Here is a 24,318-nt window from a genome sequence, read left to right on the forward strand (position 1 = left end):
TAGGGGATCTAACAGCAAGTATTTAAATGATTGATTTGCCTTAATTGATGCCTCACACTGACAAAAACAGAGTATTCCGGAACTCAATGATGCAGTGGGATAAGCTTCTTACAACTAAGCGCTATGGCCATGAAAGTCTGACACCTGAAGAGGTAGGCCGCAGTCATTTTCATAAAGATCATGACCGAATTATTTTCTCTAGTGCATTTCGCCGCCTTGGGCGAAAAACCCAGGTTCATCCTCTTGCACTCAATGACCATATTCACACCCGTCTGACTCACAGTATCGAAGTGGGGAGCCTTGGCCGTAGCCTGGGTATTCGTGTGGGGGAATTGCTACAGGACCAGCTACCTGAGTGGATTAGTCCCCATGATCTAGGAACCATTGTTCAATCTGCTTGCCTGGCCCATGACATCGGCAATCCGCCTTTTGGTCATGCGGGAGAGTATGCGATCCGTGACTGGTTCAAGCATAAAGCCCCTGCGCATTATCTTGAGGAACTCACGCCGGATGAATTGTTGGACTTGCAGACTTTTGAGGGTAATGCTCAAGGGTTTCGAGTGGTTACCCGAATTGAGAATCACCTGTTTGATGGAGGGTTACGGTTAACTTATCCAACACTTGGGACACTTTTAAAGTATCCATGGACGGTTGAGCGGGCCGGGAAGAAGGGCAAGTTCAGTTGTTTTGGCACTGAGCGGGAAATACTGAATGCACTGGGGCGCGAGCTTGGCCTGATTCCGCTGGGTGAAGACTACTGGTGTCGACATCCTCTGGCTTTCTTGGTCGAAGCAGCTGATGATATCTGTTATGCAATTCTGGATCTTGAAGATGCTATCGAATTAAACATTCTTGGCTTTAATGATATAAAACCGATTTTGTTGCAGATGTGTGGTGATCTTAACTATGAAGATGAGATCTTTTCTACTCAGGCATCTGCTCGACGTAAAGTTTCAGCGCTACGTGGTATGGCGATGGAAAATATGGTGGAGTCTGTAGTCGCTGCCTTTATGGCTAATCTACCGTTGATCATGAGCGGGAAGTATAAGGGGGAATTGCTGGCGGATGGTGATCCAGGCGTTCAGACGGGTTTACAGAATGCAAAAAACCTGGCCCGTGAAAGGGTGTTTCCAGATAACCGTAAAGCTGAACTTGAAGTGGGGGCTTACACCACTCTGGGATCTCTATTAGATGCTTTTTGCCAAGCTGCCTATGAACAGCATACGCAGGGGAGTGATCAGCTAAGCTATCGAAGTCAGAAGATAATTAGTTTGATGGGTATCCATAGCCCTGAACCTGATTGGCGTCTATATCCATCCTATATGCGGGTACTCGATTTTATAGGCGGAATGACGGACAATTACGCGGCTTATCTGGCGCGTCAGATAGGTGGTATGTCTGTTAATTAAGTAAAGATTGAAATAAAAGGTATCTATCCGTGTCGATGCGTAATCAGTTAAGTAATCTGGTTTTTTCCACTGAGAAAGGAGCGCTTTGCTCAGGTTGTAAAGAAGCTGTAGACAGCTGCATTTGTGACCAGCTGTCCGATCAGACCCGATTAGAAGGGCTGGATGGAGTTGTTCGCATACGCCGTGAGACGTCCGGTCGAAAGGGTAAAGGAGTTTCAACCGTTACCGGTGTTCCTTTAGCTGAAAAAGAGCTTAAAGCCTTAGCGAAAAATCTAAAGCAGCAATGCGGTACCGGCGGTTCACTAAAGGATGGCGTAATCGAAATTCAGGGAGATCATCGGGATAAGCTTAAACAGTTATTAGAAAAACATGGTTATACCGTAAAGCTAGCGGGAGGCTGAGGTGGCAGAAAAAAAGTCTAAGTCTAAGAAGGTCTGTACATTTTGTTGGGTCATGCGTTTTATGTTACTTTTTTTTGCAATAGTCGCTGTTTTTGTAATGAATGGGTTCTACCATTTTTTGAATTAGAACCTCATCTGGCAGGATGCCAATTTCCTGAATAGGGAGCTCGAAAATGAATAAAGTTATGATGCTGCGTTGTTTAATTTGTAGTTTGTTATGTGCGCTGAGTTTAAGCGCTAGTGCTGAGATATTTTCCTATTTAGATAGTAATGGGCGAAAAATATACGTAGATAGTCAGCATAAAATCCCCCCGCGTTACAGAGATCATAATGACACCAGAGCAATAGCCGTAGAGCAGCTGACCGAACAAGAGCTGCAGGATCGTAAAACTATGCGCGATCTGGCTGGCAAGCGACAAGAACTAAAGCGACAGCTGCGCAAACTTGAAACCACACTGGCTAAGATGGAGACCGCTATAACACTTAGGGGGCGTCAGGTTATTCTTCCTGTTGAAGTAAACTGGCGTGGCCGTAAAAGAACACTTAACTTACTGTTGGATACCGGAGCCTCAGTGACGGTATTGCATCAGGATTCAATAGCTTCGCTGAATACGATTAGTCGGGATAGCAGTTATGCCCAGGTTGCGGGTGGTGGACTGATTAAAACCGAAAGAGTGGTTTTCGATAGGGTAAGCGTTGGCCCTTATGATTTTGAAAATCAATCCACTGCCGTCATCGAAAACAGTGGTAGTGCAGGCTTTAGTGGCTTGTTAGGCATGGATATTCTGGGAAGAGTTCGTTACGAAATAGATTACGGTCAACGTAAGATTGTCTGGAGCCCGGGTGAATATAAACAGATGCAACTGGCGGCAGAGAAGCTGAAAGTGCTTCAGGTTGAATCTGCTAAAATCACGCTTCCAGATGAATAAAGCCCGCAATAGCGGGCTTTATTTTTTGGTAAGCTATTCAGTAGCTCAGCTTAGTTGAGTTCCTGCTCTGCCAGGTTTAGATCCAGTGTTGCTTTGAGTAGCTTATAGAGACGAATTGCAGCGTCGATCTCCTCTTTGCGATTGGTCAGACTCTCAATGTTCAACCCCAATAGAATTCCCAGATCGCCACAACCTCTACTCAAAAATACTGCATAACTCTTCCGTTTCAGCTTAATCCCTCAAGCAGTTATTGTTATTTCGGAAAGGAGGTTCTTACCCTTTTCACAACGCTCTTCTACAGGGGATTTCGCCGCCAGTACCCGCTGAAAAGCTCCATACTTACAAGAGTCGGTATAGGTAATCGATTGAACCCAAGTATGTACATTACACGATGATCGATTCTTCTGAGTCGTGTCCTTAAAACCTATAGTGGAGTGATAGTGCTCTAGGCCTAGAGGAATTTTCTGCTTGGTGCTAGGTGTGTATATAAATCGCTACACAAATTGAGATGTTTACTTGTAATTTGGCCCTAATTGTCTCTGTTCGATGACGTTGATCATACTTCCAATTGTATAAGTCTCGTACAATGTTTCTATGTTAAGTTTTTCTGGACATCAGATAATAAATAAATGGAGGTTCCTCATATGAAGATATTTTGTGTGTCTTATGCTGCTCGAAGTTCAATGCTAAGTGCTTTGCTTGTGATGGGGATGATGTCGGAAGGGCTGCAGGCTGAAACGCTTGCTGAACGACTGGAAACGGTTTTGAGCCAGCACAGACTGATTAGAATGGTTGACGCTGACGTAGCAGCCTCTGCTGAGGGTGTTGATATTGAGCGAAGTGCTTGGTATCCACAGTTATCGGTCAATCTATCTCAGGGTAAGCATGACATTGAAAGGGATCAGGGTACTAGTGGTGACTTTGAACCTACTGAACAATCGATAGAATTAAAACAATTGGTATGGGATTTTGGTCTGACCAATAGTCGTATTCAGTCTGCAAAAAATGTCTATTACAAAGAAGATAAAGAAAGAGACCTTCAGAAACAGAATTTGTTGTTGGCGGCGGTTGAGGCTCATCTTCAGGTTGTGAGAACGCGGCAAACTGTCGAGTTCTCTAAAGCATCTGTTCGGAATATTAAACGCCAGACTAGGCTTGAAAGTTCGCGTATTGAAGCGGGTAGAGGTTATGCGGCCGATAGCTTACAAGCCCGTTCACAATTAGCTTCCGCTCAAGCGCGAGGGGTGGCTGCACAAGGTAGTTTAGATATTGCATTGAGTCGCTATCAGGCGGTTTATGGTCAATTGCCGGTAGACCCAGGTCAACTTGATTTCTTGACGGTGTCTAATTCAGTGATGCCGGACACCCTTCAAGATGCAGTCAGCCTATTGCGCCAGCATAACCCGGACATCCAGGCGGCGAAGAGCCGGGCTGACATCGAAAAAGCTCAAATAGACGTTGCGCGATTGAGCGAACTATCGCCGAGGTTAGATTTCTCCTTGGGTCAGAATAACTACTCTGAGCTGGATGGAGCATTCGGTAATCGAGAGGATGTGAAAGCTGAATTGAAACTACGATGGAACTTTAACCTAGGTATGAAGGTGTCGAGTTCGCAGCGAAGCGCAAGCCATCGTTTTGCGTCAGCGCAAGAGCGTGCTGAATATACCTATGTTCAGGCAGTTGAAGAAGTTGAAAACGCTTGGGTTAGTTGGAATTCGGCAAAAAACCGAGGGGCTTTACTAGACGAACAGGCAGCTATTTCAATGAAATTTCTTGAATTGGCGCGTAAAGAGCGGGATATGGGTAAACGTTCTCTACTTGATATCCTCAGTGGTGAAACCAGTATTATTAATGCACAAAGTGATGCAGTGCAGGCAAAGGTTGATGAGTCAATTGCAGCTTTTCGTCTGTTGCGAGCAGTTGGTGGAATGTCTCTAGATCTGTTCAAAGAGAACTCGTTCCGACCATTAGCGAACAACGACTGATCAGGCCCATAAATGGTGTAAAAAGCAGCCGAGATAGTCAGGCTGCCGCAGTTGATTTAACAATGAAGCCCCATTAGATGTATAAGCCGAGCGATGTGGCTTGGGGTGTGGAATAAGTTAGGCGGCAATAATATTGGGACCACTGGGCACAGCGGTCATAAGCAAGGTGATAGACATGGTAGACCAGAACAGTTTGACTCAGCAGAGCGAAATTTCAGAAGTTATTGTTAAGGTAGTTCAGTCTATCGATAGTTTAGATGCATCAAATATTCAGTTGCTGGATATGTCTGAAGCGTTTGATACATTGCTGCAAGAGGGATGGACGGCAGACCAGATCCAAGAGTTAATAATAATACTGAAAACGATCGCTGCGGGTATTCCTGCAGAAAGCCTGTCTATTGCTACCTTGCTGGATGCTATTTTTAACCAGATGAATGAAGTGGGTAGTGATTTTAATACTGCGCTGCAGTCCTTTCCTGCTCCAATACTGCGCGAGGCCTCCGACTATAGTGATGAGCCATCACAGTCTGGGACGGATAAATCTGGTTTGCCAGGTATAAACTCGCCAAATGCAGGCGAGAGCGTTGACTATGTTAATGAGCCTCCAACACCTCCTAACCCACTTAATCACCCTGAGTTAACTGGCTTAACACGGGATTCTTCTGACAGCAGTAGCCCGTCATTACCTCGACCTGAAGTAACAGGCCTCACTCTAGATAATGTCGGAGGACAATCTTCGGGCACCCCAGAAACGACTTTACTTACGCAGGAGTTAACTGCGTTAACTAGCCCAACGCAAAATGTAGTACTCCCTCCGACTCCGCTGAATTTGGAGAGTAGGTTTTCCATTGGTGCAATGGTGGCTAGCGTTGTCGAGGGCTCTGATGGAGAGATTACCACTGTTAGTTTTGTCGTGAGTAGAACTAACCCTATTGCCGCTGGTGATTTGTCTTGGAGCGTATCAGGGTTGAGTAGTGATGATTTTGTTGGAGCAGTCGTTCCTGGTGGAACATTGTCTTTTGTTGTGGGGGAGAGTGAAAAAACTATCACGATTGATATTGCAGGCGATCGCAGTAATGAATCGATTGAACAGCTGCAAATTTCGATCGATAGTAACGATGTTAATTTTGTGATTTTGAAGCCACAGGCTAATACTACTATTTTAAATGATGATAGTAATGTTCAAGTCAGTGTTGACCTAGACTCGGTTAATGAAGGTAATGAAGGTACAAGCCAGATTCTGACTTACACCCTAACTCGTGGTAATGCCTTGACGAGTAGTAGTGTCGATTGGTCCGTTGCGGGTATGGATGCCGCGGGTTTTGTTGGAGGCCAAGCCTTAAACGGCACCGTTAATTTTGCCGTTGGGGAGACCAGCAAAACCATTACACTAGAGGTGCTGGGCGATAAAACCATTGAAACAACCGAGAATCTGGTCGTTTCACTGAGTAACCCTGGTGACAACCTCAACCTAGGGACCGTCAGCAGTGCCGCAACAACCGTCGTAAATGATGATGGCGAAGTTGTTATTAGTGTTGATCAAAGCAGTATTGATGAAGGCCGTGACGGTACCAGCCAGGTACTGACTTACACTCTCAGTCGCGACAATACCTTGACGAGTAGTAGCGTGGACTGGTCCGTTGAGGGAATGGATGCCGCGGATTTTGCTGGAGGCCAGGCCTTAAACGGCACTGTTACTTTTGCCGTTGGGGACACCAGCAAAACCTTTACACTAGAGGTGCTGGGCGATAAAACCATTGAAGCAACCGAGAATCTGGTCGTTTCACTGAGTAACCCTGGTGACAACCTCAACCTAGGGGCCGCCAGCAGTGCCATAACAGCCGTCGTAAATGATGATGGCGAAGTTGTTATTAGCGTTGATCAAAGCAGTATTGATGAAGGCCGTGACGGTACCAGCCAGATTCTGACTTACACTCTCAGTCGCGACAATACCTTGACGAGTAGTAGCGTGGACTGGTCCGTTGCAGGGATGGATGCCGCGGACTTTGCTGGAGGCCAGGCCTTAAACGGCACTGTTACTTTTGCCGTTGGGGACACCAGCAAAACCATTACACTAGAGGTGCTGGGCGATAAAACCATTGAAGCAACCGAGAATCTGGTCGTTTCACTGAGTAATCCTGGTGACAACCTCAACCTAGGGACCGCCAGCAGTGCCGCAACAACCGTCGTAAATGATGATGGCGAAGTTGTTATTAGCGTTGATCAAAGCAGTATTGATGAAGGCCGTGAGGGTACCAGCCAGGTACTGACTTACACTCTCAGTCGCGACAATACCTTGACGAGTAGTAGCGTGGACTGGTCCGTTGCGGGAATGGATGCCGCGGATTTTGCTGGAGGCCAAGCCTTAAACGGCACTGTTACTTTTTCCGTTGGGGACACCAGCAAAACCATTACACTAGAGGTGCTGGGCGATAAAACTATTGAAGCAACCGAGAATCTGGTCGTTTCACTGAGTAACTCTGGTGACAACCTTAATCTAGGAGCCGTCAGTAGTGCCGCAACAACCGTCGTAAATGACGATGGAGAAGTTGTCGTGAGCGTTGATCATAGCGCTATTGATGAAGGTTCGGAGGGTACTTCTCAAGTACTGACCTACACCCTGAGCCGTGATAATACTTTGACAGCCAGTAGTGTTGACTGGTCAGTCACAGGCCTCGTTGATATTGGTGACTTTGCGGTGGGTCAGGCCTTGAGTGGTACAGTCAATTTTGCTGCGGGAGAGTCCTCAAAAACCGTTACTCTGGAGGTGATTGGGGATAAAACTATAGAGATAGATGAGAGTATTGTTTTTACCCTCAGTAACCCCGGTGATGATCTAAATCTAGGAGGAGTCAGCTCCAATACCACAAGGGTTATTGATGACGATTCATTAGCATCGATCGTTGCTGATCAGGTATCTGTTGTCGAAGGCAACGAGGGCAGCAGTCAGGTTGTCACTTTCACGGTGAGTCGCAGTGGATCGTTATCGGCGTCACAGGTTGACTGGAGTGCCAGTGGTTTGGACGCCACTGATTTTGATGGTGGCGTGATACCGTCAGGCATGCTGAATTTTGCTGTTGGCGAACTGAGTCAGCAAATTAGTATCATCATCGATGGCGACCGGGATATTGAGTCGGATGAAACGCTGACGGTTTCTTTGTCGAACCCCGGTAGCGATATGACGCTGGGAACGGCGAGCGCTGATATCACTGTGATTAACGATGATTCAGGCTTCAGTTTAATTGGTGATGTGATGACGCTCGTCGAGGGCGGTACCGGTAGTGAAGCGCTGGTACAGTTCCATGTGGTGCGATCAGAAGGCTTAAACCAGGCGATGGATATTGATTTTCGTCTTATTGGCTTAGGTGCGTCATCGGCCGATGCGTTAGATTTTACAGCAGGTCAGGACGGCTTAGGTGATAACGGGGGTATGCCGAGCGGGACGGTTAGCTTTGGCGCTGGTGAAACCAGTAAAGCGGTGACGGTACGTATCTCTGGTGATGCGACCTTTGAGCCGAATGAGGCTTTTGGAGTGTTGTTGGAAAATCCGCCTGCTGGAGCGTCTATTGTCTACGGCGAAGCCTTTGGTGAGATTCTGACTGATGAGATGTCGTTTGATGTGAGTGCGGTCATCGGTTCTGTGCTTGAAGGAAATCGCAGCGATACCGGTGGGCAGCTAGAATTTCTGGTGACTCGCCAGGGTGATATAGAAAGCGCTGCGAATGTAGGCTATCAAATTAATGGCTACGGTGAGAGTCCTGTAAATACGGCTGACTTTGCAGCCGCGCAAGATCTGTCGGGTAGTGTTGTCTTTGCTGCGGGGCAAGCCAGTGTAAGCGTATTTGTTGACCTCGAAGGTGATAGCTTAATTGAAGGTATTGAGCACTTTAGCTTCGATCTAGTGCCTGAAACTCAGAACACCATTATCGGTATTGGCACCGCGTTAGGCACGATAGCACCAGATGATATTGCTATAGTCATCGCCAGCCTGGATGCGATTCGTAAAGAGGGCTCGACTGTAGGTGAAGAGCAACAACACAGCTTTATCGTCACCCGAGGCGGTTACCTGGATGCAGCCGTTGTACTTGATTGGGAAGTAGTGGGTAACGGAGGTTCGCCTGTCGATGCCAGCGACTTTGGCGGAACATTGCCCAGTGGCACTTTGATTATTAACAGCGGTGATACGCAAGGGTTGGTTAGTTTCGCTCCGAGTGTCGATGAACTATTAGAAAGTAATCAAGGCTATCAGGTGATACTGACTACGGCACAGGATGGAGTAGTGCTGTCCACTGACCGAGCTAACGGTACCATTTTGAATGATGATATGGGCCTGACATTACTGGCGACAAATTTAGACCGTCCTGAAGGTAACCCTGGCGATACTTCGCAGTTGAGTTTTAGCGTCAGTCGCAGTGGTGATTTAACCCAGTCTGCTTCTGTGAACTGGGCATTGCTTGCAGATTCCGTTAACGGAGTGGACAGTAGTGATTTCGATGGCGGTGTGCTGCCGTCTGGCACCATTGATTTTCTTCGCGGTGTACAAACCCAGTTAGTAACTATTCCACTCAGTCTGGATGAAATTATCGAAGCTGATGAAGGCTTTAGTATTCAGTTGAGTGGGGCTTCCGGAGGCACGGAGATACTCCTTAATAACGTTTCCGGTGTTATTCGTAACGATGATGCTAGTTTTGCTCTGCAGCCTGGTTCTACCGTGCAGGAAGGAGACTCAGGCACAACTGTGATTAGTTTGACGGTGTTGCGTAGTGGCGATCTAAGCGGCACTGATACGGTTAACTTTTCGGTTAGCGACGCACTTTCCGGAGCATCCGTATCTGCAGATGACTTTGTCGGAGGGGTTTATCCAACAGGCACAGTAACGTTTAACCCAACGGATGCTAGTCAAACCATTGAGGTTGCAGTACAAGGGGATGGGATACTAGAAACTGATGAAGGTTTGACGGTTACGCTAGCAACCCCCAGCGCCGGCAGTACCATTACAGCAGACCAGGCCAGTGTAGTTGTCTCCAACGATGACGATAGCCTTTCGATTACCGCAACCAGTGCGGACAACAACGAGGGTGATACGAGTAGTGACTTTACCTTTACCGTGACACGCACGGGTAATCTAGCCAAAGCTACTAGCGTTGAGTGGAATGTTGCGGGTAGTGGTGGTGCACCAGCTGCAGCGACAGATTTTGTCGGCGGAGCCCTACCCAGCGGCTCGCTTTCTTTTGCTTCAGGCGAAACTAGTAAGATTATTACCGTATCGGTATTAGGTGATCTATTACAAGAGAATGACGAAAGCTTTAACGTCAACTTATCTAATGCCAGCGCAGGAACAGAATTAGCGACCGAGACAGCGGCGGGTATTATTCGTGATAATGATACCGGGCTATTAATTGCTGCTACCAGTGTCGACCTGATTGAGGATGATGCTGGGAGTCAGAACCATACCTTTACGGTAACCCGTACTGGCGACTTGTCAGGCACTACCACCGCCGATTGGACAATCACCGGGGCGACGGATGTCAACGATTTCTCCGCGTTATCAGGTACGGTTAACTTTGCTGCTAATGAAAGCAGCCAAGTGATCACAGTTCAAGCGCTTGGTGATACCACTGTCGAGTCGACTGAAAGCTTTACGGTGACTTTGAGTAACGCTTCAAATAATGCTGATATTCAGGTAGATGCGGCGACCAGTAGTATTATTGCCGATGATATTGCACTGACGGTTACGGCAGGTGCTGTTAGCGTTCTTGAAGGGGCCACAGGCACCACAAATATTTTGGAGTACACAGTTACTCGTACTGGTGATACCGCTTCAACTACCTCAGTGGATTGGACTGCGACAGGCTTGAGTGCTGCTGATGTCAGCGGGTCTTCACCGTTATCAGGCAGCTTGGCTTTTGCTGCGAACGAATTGATTAAAACCATCAGTATCATCGTATTAGGTGATATGGAAAATGAAGCTGATGAAACGCTGACAGTAACGCTCAGCAATCCAGGCGCCAACACGGCACTGATTACTGACAATGCTTTCACCGTGGTAACCAATGACGATGGCGAGTTTGCAATTACGGCAACCAATGCAACCTTGGACGAAGGTGATACTGGTGAAACCGATTATGTATTTACCGTTACACGTGCCGGCGATACGAATGTAGAGGGGACTATCGACTGGCGCGTAGAATTGCCCGGCGGTCTCGCCGATGCCAATATCGGTGATTTCAGCGCTGCGCAGGATGGTTTGACTACGAATGGCGGATTGCCGTCTGGGAGTTTAACTTTTGCTGCGGGCATCACGAGCCAAGAGATCCGAGTGCGAGTTGCGACTGATGGCGAAGTCGAGCAAAACGAAAACTTCAATGTAGTGTTGGATAACCCGACCAGCAACAATGAGATCACCACGCCATCGGCGGCCGGTGTAATTCAGAACGATGATACCGGTTTTTCCATCATTGCCGTGACTAGCGATCAACTGGAAGGGCAGTCGGGCACCACAACTTATACCTATACCGTTACCCGGGCGGGGGATATCTCTAATGCCGCCTTAGTGGATTGGTCGGTAGCCGGTGCCGCAGGGGTGACTGGTGCTGATGCGGCTGCGAGTGCCGGTGATTTTACTGGTGTGATGAGTGGTACGCTAAATTTCAATGCCAACGAAGCCAGCGTAACGCTAGACGTCATTGTTAATGGTGATACAACAGTGGAAGAGCACGAAGGCTTCCAAGTCACTATAGCTAATGCTCGCTTGACCGATACTACCGCGCAAGTGATAGTTGATAACAGCGCCGATGGTTTGATTCGCAATGATGATCAAAGCTTTGCTGTTGCCGCCGCTAACAGTACTATCACAGAAGGCAATAGTAGCACCACTCAAGTGAGTTTTAACGTTACCCGTAGCGGTGATAGTAGTGCCGAAGCTACCGTTGATTATGTGATGACCGGCGCCAATGGTGCGGTGGACAGCGATATTATAGGTAGCCTGCCGAGCGGTACGTTAACGTTTGCGGCGGGGCAGTCGATCTTGGCTGTATCTGTTGATGTAAATGGCGATACGCTGGCTGAAAACGACGAAGACTTCACCTTGACGCTGAGCAATCAGTCGACCGGTTTTATCTCTACGGCCAATGCTACAACGACGGTTATAAACGATGATATCAACTACGCAATCACCGCTCCGGTGGATCAGGCAGAGGGAGAAAGTGGTACTACCACCGTGGAATATACGGTCCAACGGACCGGTGATACCAGTGGTGCAACGGATATACTTTGGCGCTTATTAAGTGCGACAGGATTAACGACTGCGGATTTTGTTGGTAATCAAGATGTGCTAGGAACCAATGCAGGGCTTCCGAGCGGTACCTTGAGTTTTGCTAACAACCAAATCAGCAAAACCATCAGCCTGGCGGTTGCGGGTGATACTACGCTAGAGGCCGATGAAACCTTAACCATTGAGCTCTATACGCCCACAGCTGGCACTATCCAGTCCGGTGATGAAACAGACAGTATGTTATTGCTCAGCGATGATGATCAGTTCGATATCAGCGCCGATATCGCCAACCTGGATGAGGCGAATAGCGATCATGATGTCACCTTTAGCGTGACGCGTACTGGATCGCTAGATGGTGCGCGAACATTGAACTGGGCTGCATCTGGATTATCAGCCGATGATTTTGTTGGTGGTAGTGTACCGTCCGGAACGGTCTCTTTTGCCGATGGCGTGAACTCAGCAACCATTACGGTTTCGATCTCTGGTGATTCAACAGTTGAGGCAGATGAGACGCTAACCGTTACTTTATCGGGTGCACCTAACAACTCGATTATAGGATCAAATTCTGCGACAACCACATTGGTTAACGACGATGCTAGTTTGGCTATTACACCGTTGCTTGCAGATAAAAATGAAGGGAACACTACCCTTGCTTCTGGTGAAATCCCTCAGGATAACACTTCAGTATTTACGGTTGGGGCAGATGGCGATTATCAAGGGGAAATTGGTGATGATGGCCTTGATTGGAGAGATAAGGATTGGTTTCGAGTTAATTTGACGGAGGGGCATTCTTATCTGATTAGGAGTGAAGGTTCCGGAAGTGGTGGTAATACATTGCTTCCCCCTAGAATAGATGGGATCTACGCTGAGGACGGTACATCTTTAGGCTATTCAGCCGATACTTTTTCGGGCAGTCCCCAATATACAGCCGAAACAACATTTACGCCTGATACTTCGGGTATCTATTTTATATCTGCAGCTTCATACGCGGGTGGTGGCTACGAAGGGACCTACACCTTGAAAGTCGCTGACCAAACGACACCTGGTGCCGATGTTAGTGTGCCAGCGGTAACACTAGTTCCTTTCACCTTCACCGTAACGCGTTCGGGGGATACAGATCAGGTATCCACTGTCGATTGGCGAGTGGGGGGAGGCACTGATCCACTCTTAGCGTCGGAGTTTGACGCAGGTGGCGATATTCTAGGTGACAACGGAGGGTTGCCTAGTGGAAGCCTAACATTTACTGCAGGTGAGGTTAGCAAAGTCGTTACTATTAATGTCGTTAGTGACAATCTGCTCGAGGCCGACGAAACGCTTCGTGTTACGCTTTCCAATAGTTCTGCCGGTACCTCGATTACTACCGAGAGTGCCGATGGTGTGGTACGTAATGATGATGCTGAACTGAATATCACTGCTGGAACAGCCTCACTGATAGAAGGCGATGCTGGACATAGTACTGGAGTTGCCTACACCTACACCGTCACCCGTACAGGCAATACCGACCAAGTCACAACGGTCGATTGGGATGTTGCCCATGGGACTACCGATCAAAGCGATTTCAGTAACGGCAGCAACGCCAATATTAATCCTAGTAATACTTTGACCTTTAATTCTGGTGAAACCTCGAAAACTATTACTGTATATGCCCATGGTGATACTGGCGCGGGGAGTGTCGAGGATGATGAAACGTTCAGTGTTCAGCTCAGTAATTCGAATGAGGGCAGCTCGATAGGCAGTACATCGTCATTTGACAGTACAATTGTCAACGATGATACGATGTTGACCTTGAGTGTGGATGATTATAGTAAGGCTGAAGCAGTAGCTGGTGGCTCAACTACTTATACTTATACAGTGACACGTACAGGTGATATTAGTGGTGCAACAAGTTATACCTGGTTAGCTAATAATACCAATGCAGAGACCGGTCAACCTGGTTATGTATATGACCTTTCTGATGGAAATACTTTTGAGTATCCAGCGGGAACTGATGATTTTTCAGGCAATGTTTACCCTTCAGGCAGTGGTTCCTTTTCTGCGAATCAAGTGACAGATACATTTACAGTTACTATCTCAGGTGATGATGTTGCTGAGGATGATCAGTGGTTTCATACGAAAATAACGGCAACAAGTGGTTATGATGAAATTAATGTCGTCTATGATAATCCCGATCAAGCCGACGGTGCTCAGCTTTTCAGGACTTATTATTCTAGTAATTATTACTATGACAATACGGCTGTAAGCAGCTCAAGTAATGGTGTTTCATCAAATACGAATTATATTTATAGCTCTATTGAGCGAGATGAAGGTTTATTTAGTGTTTTGGATAAAGAGGTAACTGCAGAAGGAAACCATGCCCTTCTTTCTTCACATCTAGAAGGCGATACCTCAGCGGATGGTGGAAGTGATGATTTAGTCGCCCATATTTTCGCAGTCCAAAGAACTGTTGCGACAGCTGGTGATGCGTGGGTCACATGGCGCGCAGTCAATTATAGTAACGCCAGTGCCGACGATTTTGCCGATGGTTCAGATGCTCGTACTCTTGGTGGCGGAGTGCTTGCCTCAGGGACCGTCAATTTTGTTGATGGTCAGGAATGGGGATATATCACTATTTACACCAAACCGGATGACCTAGGCGAATATGATGAAATTTTCCATGTTTATCTGGATGGCGTGTCTGGCGGAAGTAGTATTAATACATCTGATGATCAAGTAGGTTCGCCATATAATTTTGGTTATATTACTAATGATGACACGCGTTTTGATGCATCGGTAAATGATGTGACAGAAGGTGGCGTGCTAACCTTTACAATTACTCGTGATGGTGATGCACGAGGGACTGATACCGTGGATTGGTCACTTGTTTTTCCGAGTGACGAAACGACCAACGAAGACACCAGCGATGAAACTAGCTGGTATAAGTTGGATCCTTCTGATGTCAACGATCCGGTTCCAAGTAATGGTACGGCAACCTATGTATCCGGGACGTTAACCTGGGGTGGTACCCTGACATTTGTCGATGGAGAGACAACCCAGACGATTACAGTGCAGACTATCGATGATAATCTGCCTGAAACTTGGAAGGAAAACCTGCCCATTATCTTGTCGAATGCGACCAATGTTGATGTTAGTGAGGTGAATCATGACCTGGAGACCGCGTCAACCGGTTATACCGACACAGCACAGGTATATGATAATGAACCAGATCCGATTCTGACTCTATCGGTGGATAGTACTTCAGTGTTTGAAGGGACCGCCGCCAATTCTCTTTATAATGATCAGAATACCGGCAATACGGTAACCTTCACCATTACCCGAACTGATCAGCAGGGTGATGCGCTGGATTACTCGTCAACGGTGGGTTGGTACTTGTCAGGCAGTAACCTTAATCGAAGCGATTATGGAGATATTAAGGATTACGGCACTGTTAATAGAGCTTATGAATATAACAGTGGGTCAACCTATGGCAATGTGTATTTTGCGGACAACGAAACAGAAAAGCAGATTACCATCACCTATAACGGCGATGACTTTGTCGAGAATGATGAAACCCTGACGTTCCGCCTGATGGAGGCGGATCAAGCTGAGTCTTGGCTCTATGATGTCTACGGCGGAGTTGCGGAGCAGAATGGTTATGGCCCTGCCAATTTAGATACCAGTACCGAAAGCAATTATATACAACAACAGGTCACCATCAAAAACGATGATGTGCGCTTGTGGATAGATGGCTGGGATACTAACGGTAGCGATACAGGCGGTTATAACACTAACCTGAATGTTGATGCTTATGAAGGTAACCCACTCGCATTTTCGGTCGTTCGTGCAGGCCGGATGGATAATGATGTAGAGGTTGGCTATGAGATTATTACCAATGGTTCAGCCGTTAATGGTGATTTCGATACACTCACGGGTACTTTTACCTTAGCTGCTCAAGCCAACGCCTATAGTAATAGCTTTACCTATAATATTTCTCTGGCTGATATTCTGGGTGATGATAGTTCTGTAGAAGTGAACGAAACCTTTACCCTGCGTTTAACTACCCCTGGCGATACTGCTGGTTCGTCGGTGCGTTTCCAAAGTTATGCGACTAATACAAGTGCTTGGAATAATGCTTACAGCGGAAAATCTACGACACTGGATCTTGCCGGAACCCTTTACGATGACGACACTACCTACACGCTGACCCCGGCCAGTACCAGCTTGGTTGAGACTGATGACGGATCTAACCAGACCTATTCCTTTACTGTTGATCGAGCTAGTACGGGTTATTCACGAGCAGCTACGCTGAAATGGAAAGTAGAGGCCGTCGGTGGTGATCCTGCCAATGGGGATGACTTCAGCACGGATGATTCTTTAGGTACGAACAGCGGGCTGCCTAGCGGCAGCGTTTCTTTCGCCGATGGCGAATTGACCCAGCAGTTCAGTGTAGTGGTTGCTGGCGATATCATTGCCGAAAATAATGAAGCTTTCCGGGTTGTGCTTTTTGAGGATACTCTCACTACACCCAATCCAGATATTACCAATAGCCACAGTATTGCAAGTGCCGACTTGACTATTTTGGCCGACGATACCGGCATCAGCATCAATGATGCTGTGATTAATGAAGGAGATTCAGGTACTACCAATCTGACCTTTACCGTTACCCGTTCGGGTGATTTATCGGGTACCAGTACTATGGATTATGAGCTGTTACATGGCACAACTGATGCTGCCGATGTGACCGGTTCTACTTCAGGTTCCTTGGTGTTTACCGCGGGGCAGTCATCTAAAACCGTTACCATCCAAGTAGTAGGTGATGTCACGGTAGAAGACGCAGAAAACTTTAACTTACAGTTGTCGAACTTTGCTGGTGTCGATGACGCGATTGATTTTGTCGGCGAAGGTACTATCACCAACGATGATACGGTTTTCAGTATCGCTCAGCTGGCTGCCTCAAGTGAAGAAGATGGCGTCGGCCAAACCTTTAGTATCAGCCGAACTAAAGCAACTGTACAGGATCAAACCGTTAACTGGGCGGTGAGTACGGATACCGCGAATACCGCCGACTTTGGAGGCAGTTTCCCCTCGGGTTCGGTGACCTTTACCGGTAATGAGCTGAGTAAAACGATTACCATTAATCCAAGCAGCGATATCACTGCAGAAACCGATGAGACCTATAATGTCAGCATTACCTTAGGGGCCGGTACAGCAGGTGATAATATTGCTACCGATGCTGTGGTCGGAACTATTTTAAATGATGATGCCACGTTAAATATCTTGACCGATCAGGCGACAGGATTGGAAGGTCATAGCGGCACTACTGATTTTACTTTTTCAGTCAATCGTAGTGGCAGCAGCTCGGGTACAGCCTCAGTGGATTGGGCGCTCTCGGGTGCGCTGGCGGCAGATTTTGCAACAGGTCAGGATATTCTTACCACTAACGGCGGTTTGCCGAGTGGCACATTGAATTTTGCCGATGGAATAACTAGCCAGATTATAACGGTACAAGTTGTGGCTGATGCTGTTGTGGAGGCGGATGAAAGCTTTACCATCACACTTTCTAACGCAACTGATGCGCATATTAATACTGCTACGGCGAATGCGACGATTACCAATGATGATTCGACGTTGGCTATTACGGCAACGGATGCAAGTGTTGCGGAGGGTAATAATGGCACTACAGCCTTTACCTTTACAGTGACCCGTACCGGCTATAACGGAGATGCAGCGACAGGCGATTATGCGGTCACTGGGTCGGGTGCTAACCCGGCTGATGGTGCAGATTTTGGTGGTACCTTGCCAAGCGGAACCTGGACTATTCCTGCTGGACAGAATAGTGAAACCTTTACGGTATTGGTAAGTGGAGATCTAACAGCTGAGTTGATTGAAGGTTTTGATGTCACATTATCAAACCCGAGTGCTGGAGCAACTATTACCACGGCGACTGCCAGTGGCAGTATCTTGGCCGACGATGTGGTCTTTAGTGTTGCGGCACCAGTCACTCAATCTGAAGGTGATACTGGGGCTACAACTAACTTTGCCTTTGACGTTACTCGCACGGGTGATGTGACCGGTACACAGACGTTAACCTGGACTGTTGCAGGCTTTGGAGCGAATGCTGCCAGTACGGATGATTTTGATGCGCTGACCGGCACTGTAACCTTTAATCCGAGTGATACTACTCAGACTATACTGGTGCCGGTGACCGGCGATGATCGCGGTGAAGCCAATGAAGATTTCCGTCTAACGCTGACTAGTTCCGATGGGGTGGTGTTTACCAATGATAGCGCCGATGCACTGATTACCGATGATGAAGCGTCACTGCGGATCGAAACTTTAGATTCTAGTAAAGCCGAAGGTCAGGACGGCGATAGTACCGTTTATACCTTCCGAGTTACCCGTACGGGTAATGAATCATTGGCGACTGATGTTGATTGGGCAGTAGCTGGATTAGGCGACTTGGATGCGGCCGACTTCGGCGGTACCCTACCATCAGGCTCTCTGCACTTTAATGCGAATGATAATGAAGAGATCATTAGCATCACAGTGAGTGGCGATGACAGTATCGAAGCCGATGAAGACTTTACGGTGAGCTTGAGTAATGCTTCAGCTGGCGCGGATATCGTAGTAGCTGATGCCACCGGTGAGATCACCAGTGACGACACTTTATGGAATCTTGAAGTGATCAGTGCGCCTACCGAAGAGGGCGATGCTGCGGCGAGTTTCACCTTCCGAATCAGCCGCAGTGGTGGCTTGAGCGCCGCGACAGTGGGCTGGGGAGTGACAGGTAGTGGCGTCAATGCAGCAGAAGCGGCTGACTTCGCCGGTTCACTGCTGCCGAATGGTAGTTTGAGCTTTGGCGATGGTGAAACCAGTCAAGATATTACCGTTACCCTTAATGGCGATAACCTGCTGGAATTGGATGAAACCTTTACCATAGGTTTGAATGCCCCAGCAGGTACAGGGCAGCATAGTTTTACGACTCAAAGCATCGAACAAACCATCATCAATGATGATGATCAGATGGCGATTGTAAGTCTCTCCTCCGATGCCGCTGAAGGGACTGGTAGTCAGGGCGTTTACAGCTTTACCGTAACCCGGAACGGCTCTGTGGATGGTACTTCGAGCGTTGATTGGCAGATAGTACATGGCACCACGAATGCTGGTGATTTCGCAGCAATCAGCGGTACAGTTAGCTTTATCGATGGCCAAGGTAGCGCCACGATCTTTGTGAATACGATCGGTGATCGGGTGCTAGAAAATGATGAAACCTTTTCGGTTGAGTTAACTAATCCGGGGCAGGGCAGTACCATCGATAGTGGTGCAGCGAACGCGGCCGGCGTTATTCGCAATGATGATGTGGATGTGGCTTTGTCACTCGCGACCAGTACGGTCACAGAAGGCGATGGCAATGAAATCACTTTTACTCTAACTCGCAGTGGTGATACTTCCGTATCAACCTCTGTAAATTGGACTGCTGTAGCTGGAACTGCCGGATTGGCTGATTTTGTTACGGGACAGGATGTACTGACCAGTAATGGCGGTTTGCCGAGTGGCAATGTCCTGTTCGCGGTTGGGGAAACCAGTAAAACCATCACCTTGGCTATCGAAAATGATGGCCAGTATGAAGGTAATGAGTCTTTTCAATTACACCTTGATGCTGTATCGGCCCATGCCGATATTACCAGTAACGATCTGACCGGTACGATTCAGGATGATGACGACCAGCTAGCGGTGGTTGCAATCGATAACAGTAAAATTGAAGGGGATAGCGGCACGGTCGTTTATACCTTCCAGGTTAACCGGACCGGTACCGATCTTGGGGCCACCTCGGTGGAGTGGTCTGCTGCAGGTTCCGGTAGTTATGCGTTAGATAGCAACGAATTTGTTGCCACGACCGGTTCGGTCAGTTTTGCTGATGGTGAGACCAGCCAAACCTTCAGTGTTGCAGTGAAGGGCGATACCGAGGGTGAATACGACGAGACTTTCAGCGTAACATTGGAGAATCCGGCGACAGGCTCGACCGTCATCGGTAGCCCGGCGACGGCGACGGTGCTGAATGATGATGCAGTACTGAGTATCAGTGCTAATCAGGCGTCATTGTCAGAAACAAACGAAGGCCAGGAACAGCAGTTTAGCTTCACCGTTACTCGCAGTGGTGATACTAGTATCGCTAGTAGCGCGTTGTGGAGCGTGGTTAATAGCGGCGCGACGCCAGCGACAGCGCTCGACTTTGGCGGTCTGTTGCCGACCGGTGCGGTCGGCTTCGGAGTGGGTGATACCACTGCGACCATCACGGTTACTGTGATCGGGGATACGGTAGGTGAAGATGATGAAACCTTCTCGGTGGTATTGTCTGACCCTCAAAACGCTACTCTTCTGGAAGGCAGTGCTGAAACTACGATTGCGAATGACGATACAGGTCTGCGAATTACCGCTACGGATGCAGATAAGTATGAAGGACAGCCGGGCGAGACAACGCTATATACCTTGCAGGTTGAACGGCTTGGTTTGAGTACCGGCGTTGCTTCAGTGGACTGGCAGGTAGGTGGTAAGGGAAGTTATCCGGCTAATGCCAGTGACTTTGTCGGTGAAGTTTTCCCCTCTGGTAGCCTGATTTTTGCTGATGGCGAAACGGTTAAAACCATTACTCTGAATGTAGCAGGCGATAGTACCATTGGCTTTGACCAAGAATTTGAAGTGGTATTGTCGAATAATGTTGGCGCGGATCTGATCAATACCTCGGCGGACGGTGTTATTCGTAACGATGATAACCATGTGTCGGTTGCCGCGCAGAATGCTAGCCAGGTGGAAGGCGATAGTGGCACGCTCAACTACAGCTTCGCAGTTACTCGTACCGGCGAATTGGATCTGGTTGCGGATATCGGTTGGCGGGTGGTGGGTTCCGGGGGTAGTCAGGCAGATGCCGATGACTTCGGTGGTACGTTACCGAACGGTACCGTTAATTTCGGCATAGGTCAGGACACTGTCATAGTGACCGTAGAGGTTAGTGGTGATACTGCGACCGAACTGGATGAGCAGTTTGATGTTGAATTGCTGAATCCGGGCGCCGGTGTTTCTATCAATCCGATTGCCGATTCTGCCAGTAGTATTATCGAAACCGACGATGTGGGTGTGGTATTAATCGCTGTAGATAATGATAGAGCGGAAGGTGAAACGGGTGAGCAAGCGGCATTCTCTTTCCGGGTGCTGCGTTCAGGGCCGATCGATAGCGCAATAACGGTGCAATACGTGATCAGCGGTGCGGTGGATGCTAATGATTTTGTTGCGCCTTTAACTGGCACGTTTGTTATGGCTGCTGGAGTTAGCTCACAACTGCTGACGTTGAATGCGCAAGGCGATGATACGGTCGAGACTGACGAAGCCTTTATCGTCACTCTATCTTCAGCGGAAGCCAACGTCGATAGCTCGCCGGTTAGTGGTGTGATTCGGGATGACGACAATGGTATTTCTATTGCTGCGCGTAGAGCGGTAGTGACGGAAGGTACAGGAGTTGGCACTACTGAAGTGTTCTTCGATGTTACTCGCACGACTAGTGACGCACCGACAATCGTCAACTGGGCGGTTACCGGCTCAGGTCTAGCGGCTATTGTGGCGACAGATATAGATGGCAACACATTACCTACTGGCAGTGTCAGCTTTGGTGTCGGTGTAACTTCGGTTTCATTCTCCATTCTGATTGATCAGGATGCGGTGGTTGAGGTAGATGAACTATTAACCGCAACAATCACCAGTACAGATAGCAATGTTATCGCAATTGGGTCAGCCGATGTGACTATCACCAATGATGATACAGCGGGTGCTGGTGCAGATGAAGTTGTCGGTAGTGGCAGTGGTGATGCGCTGGATGGCTTCGGTGGTACCGATATACTCTATGGTCTGGCGGGTGATGATGTTATTCGCGGCGGCGATGAAGCCGATCAGATTACCGGTGGTGAAGGAGGTGATGTCTTGCTGGGTGGTGCTGGCGCAGATCTATTTCGCTATGAGTCGCCTACTGAAGGTTCTGATGTACTACAGGACTTTACTGCAGGCAGCGATCAGATTGGCTTTGTCTCAGCAGGCTTTGGTGGTTTAAGCGGCCCGTTAGTTGCAGCCTCACAGAGCTTTGCAACAGATTTGACCACCACATTGAGTCAGTTGGCTGATAAGCCTGATAGCGACCTATATAAAGTAGCATTTGATCCCGGTGTGTTTGATTTCGGTACCGGTATCGCCGGCCAGTTGGATGAACTGGAAGCGGCGATGACGTCTGGGAATCATACCGGTGGCGCATTCTTAGTAGTATCTAACGGTAGTGAATCTCATGTGTATTTCGATGCGGATACCGCTCAAGGTAGCGACGGCTCGGGTCTGATTGAGCTGGCGGAGATACCTACATTGGATTACGCTGATATCGCGCCGGACGATATGATTATTGCGGTCTCTTAAGCTTAATGCGATGGGCTGTTATGATCTGACAGCCTATCGATGCTAAACGGCAGCGCTGTTAGCGCTTAATTCTAGTTAAGCGCTAACACAGTCAGTTGGATGTTACTCAATTTAATTCGTTGATACCTAGTTATCAATCGTATCCCTGTGAGGATTTAGTGGACGTATTTTGGCAACGCTTACGGGCATACCCAAGCCTGGCTATCGAACTGACGGCCTGTTCATTTTTCATTAACTTTTTGGCATTGGCCTCATCGTTATACAGTATTCAGGTGTTAAATCGCTATCTGTCATTAGGTATCGACGCGACCTTGATTACCCTGACCTTTGGTGCCCTAATCGCTATCGGTTTTGAGTTTGCATTGCGGCATGTGCGCCTTAAACAAAATGATTGGCTCTGCAATCGCGCGGACGATGAGTTGGCAAATCAAGCACTGGATTCGCTCACAAAAAGTGAATTTAGCGCCCTTGAAACGATCGCGGTAAATACTCGGCGTGAAGCTTTGAACAGCCTTAATGTTATTCAGCAGTGTTTTGGTGCGCAGAATTTGGCAGGCCTTATGGATGCCCCATTTGCCGCGTTATTTCTGTTGGTGCTGTATTTTTTGAGCCCTTGGCTCTGCTTTGTTGCTGTGCTGCTGATCCTCTCAGTGGTGGTAGTTTCATTAATTTCCCATAAGTTAAGTGAGGGCCACACTGAACTACAGCAGCAACAATCTCTGCAGGCTGCGAGTTACAACTCCTCGTTCGCCGGTGGTACTGAATTAATGAAAGCATTTCAGGCGGACCGACCGTTACGCGAAGGCTGGGATAAAAATCGCCAGGAAAGCTCATCGATGCGCCGGGTCTTAATGGGCATTCAGAGTGTTGCGCAGAACTTAACGCACTCCAGTACTATGTTAATGAGTGTGCTAATGATGGGTTTAGGCGCACGGGAAGTATTTGTTGGTGGCTTGGACGTAGGCATGTTGATAGGCGCTAATATTCTGGCCAGCCGCGCGCTCGCGAATGTAAATCGGGTGTTACAGATGTCCGATAGTCTGAATCGAGGCAAACGGGCGCTGGGGCTGTTAGCGCAACTCGATGGTCTACCCCGTGAGCGTAGTGATGGAGTAACCTTGCCAGCCTTGAAAGGTGAGCTGCAATTAGATGATTTATCGTTCGCTTATGATGGTCAGCCAACGCCGCTGTTCGAACGATTTTCAGTGCCGGTTAGTGCCGGGGGAGTCGTGGTTGTGACCGGGCCTAATGGTGCGGGTAAAACAACATTAGCACGCTTATTAGTCGGCTTATTAGAGCCTAGCCGGGGACGGATTTTGATCGATGGCATGGATATTCGTCAGGCTCAGCCAGAATGGTGGCGGCGGCAGATTGTTTATCTGCCACAAGAACCTACTTTTTTTGATGGCACCTTAAAAGAAAATTTATCTGTACTGCTTCCTGAGGTAACCGAAGAAACATTATTGCAACTCTGTCGTGAATTGGCCCTGAGTAACTATGTTGAGGGTAGTCCTGAAGGTTTAAGTCGGGTGATTAATAACGCCGGTGCATTAATTCCGGTGGGTATCAGAACACGTTTGGCATTGGTACGTGCCTTGGTCGGTAATGGCCAGTTAGTGGTGCTAGATGATCCGACTGAAGGGGTTGATGAAGAGGGTTGTGCGGCGATTGCTGCAGTTTTGAATCAACAGGTAAAAGCTGGAAAAACCATCATCGTAATGAGCAATGAGCCCTTTATGATCAAAGCCGCACAGGTGGCGATTGATTTAGGCGTGAAGCCTGTACCGCGTATAGTTATGGCACAGAGTGCTGAAAATGATGTTGTCAGTCAAATTGAGCAAGTGGATGCTTAATTGTGTTTGGGCTAGTAGTTTTAGTTTGTGTGTCGTTATA

General features: G+C 48.0%; 7 protein-coding genes. 6 read left to right on the forward strand and 1 reads right to left on the reverse strand.

Translation table 11 applies throughout. The features are described from left to right. Positions 1-86 precede the first annotated feature (86 nt). From QZZ54_RS12970 to QZZ54_RS12980, 3 genes are all read left to right on the forward strand, one after another. Positions 87-1,409, forward strand: a complete 1,323-nt coding sequence (locus QZZ54_RS12970; protein ID WP_290703115.1) for a deoxyguanosinetriphosphate triphosphohydrolase — start codon at positions 87-89, stop codon at positions 1,407-1,409. 35 nt (positions 1,410-1,444) lie between these two features. Continuing rightward, positions 1,445-1,810 carry a translation initiation factor Sui1 gene (locus QZZ54_RS12975; protein ID WP_290703149.1) on the forward strand — a complete coding sequence of 122 codons (366 nt, stop codon included), beginning with the start codon at positions 1,445-1,447 and terminating at the stop codon, positions 1,808-1,810. A gap of 173 nt (positions 1,811-1,983) precedes the next feature. Then, complete coding sequence (locus QZZ54_RS12980) at positions 1,984-2,739, forward strand: retropepsin-like aspartic protease (RefSeq protein WP_290703116.1); 756 nt, start codon at positions 1,984-1,986, stop codon at positions 2,737-2,739. A 50-nt stretch (positions 2,740-2,789) separates the two neighbouring features. Here the strand turns inward: QZZ54_RS12980 and QZZ54_RS12985 are convergent, their stop codons facing one another. Then, the gene (locus QZZ54_RS12985; RefSeq protein WP_290703151.1) at positions 2,790-2,942 is read right to left on the reverse strand and encodes a hypothetical protein; all 153 of its coding nucleotides are present in this window, start codon (positions 2,940-2,942) and stop codon (positions 2,790-2,792) included. 441 nt (positions 2,943-3,383) lie between these two features. Between QZZ54_RS12985 and QZZ54_RS12990 the strand changes: the two genes are divergently transcribed. From QZZ54_RS12990 to QZZ54_RS13000, 3 genes are all read left to right on the forward strand, one after another. Beyond that, positions 3,384-4,724 carry a TolC family protein gene (locus tag QZZ54_RS12990; RefSeq protein WP_290703117.1) on the forward strand — a complete coding sequence of 447 codons (1,341 nt, stop codon included), beginning with the start codon at positions 3,384-3,386 and terminating at the stop codon, positions 4,722-4,724. Between the two features lie 175 nt (positions 4,725-4,899). After that, positions 4,900-22,425, forward strand: a complete 17,526-nt coding sequence (locus QZZ54_RS12995) for a Calx-beta domain-containing protein (protein WP_290703118.1) — start codon at positions 4,900-4,902, stop codon at positions 22,423-22,425. Positions 22,426-22,583: 158 nt separating this feature from the next. Next, entirely contained in the window at positions 22,584-24,278 is a 1,695-nt protein-coding gene (locus tag QZZ54_RS13000) for an ATP-binding cassette domain-containing protein (RefSeq protein WP_290703119.1), read from the forward strand. Positions 24,279-24,318: the final 40 nt, after the last annotated feature.

Origin of the sequence: Amphritea sp., from assembly GCF_016744155.1 — a bacterium.
GTDB lineage: Bacteria > Pseudomonadota > Gammaproteobacteria > Pseudomonadales > Balneatricaceae > Amphritea.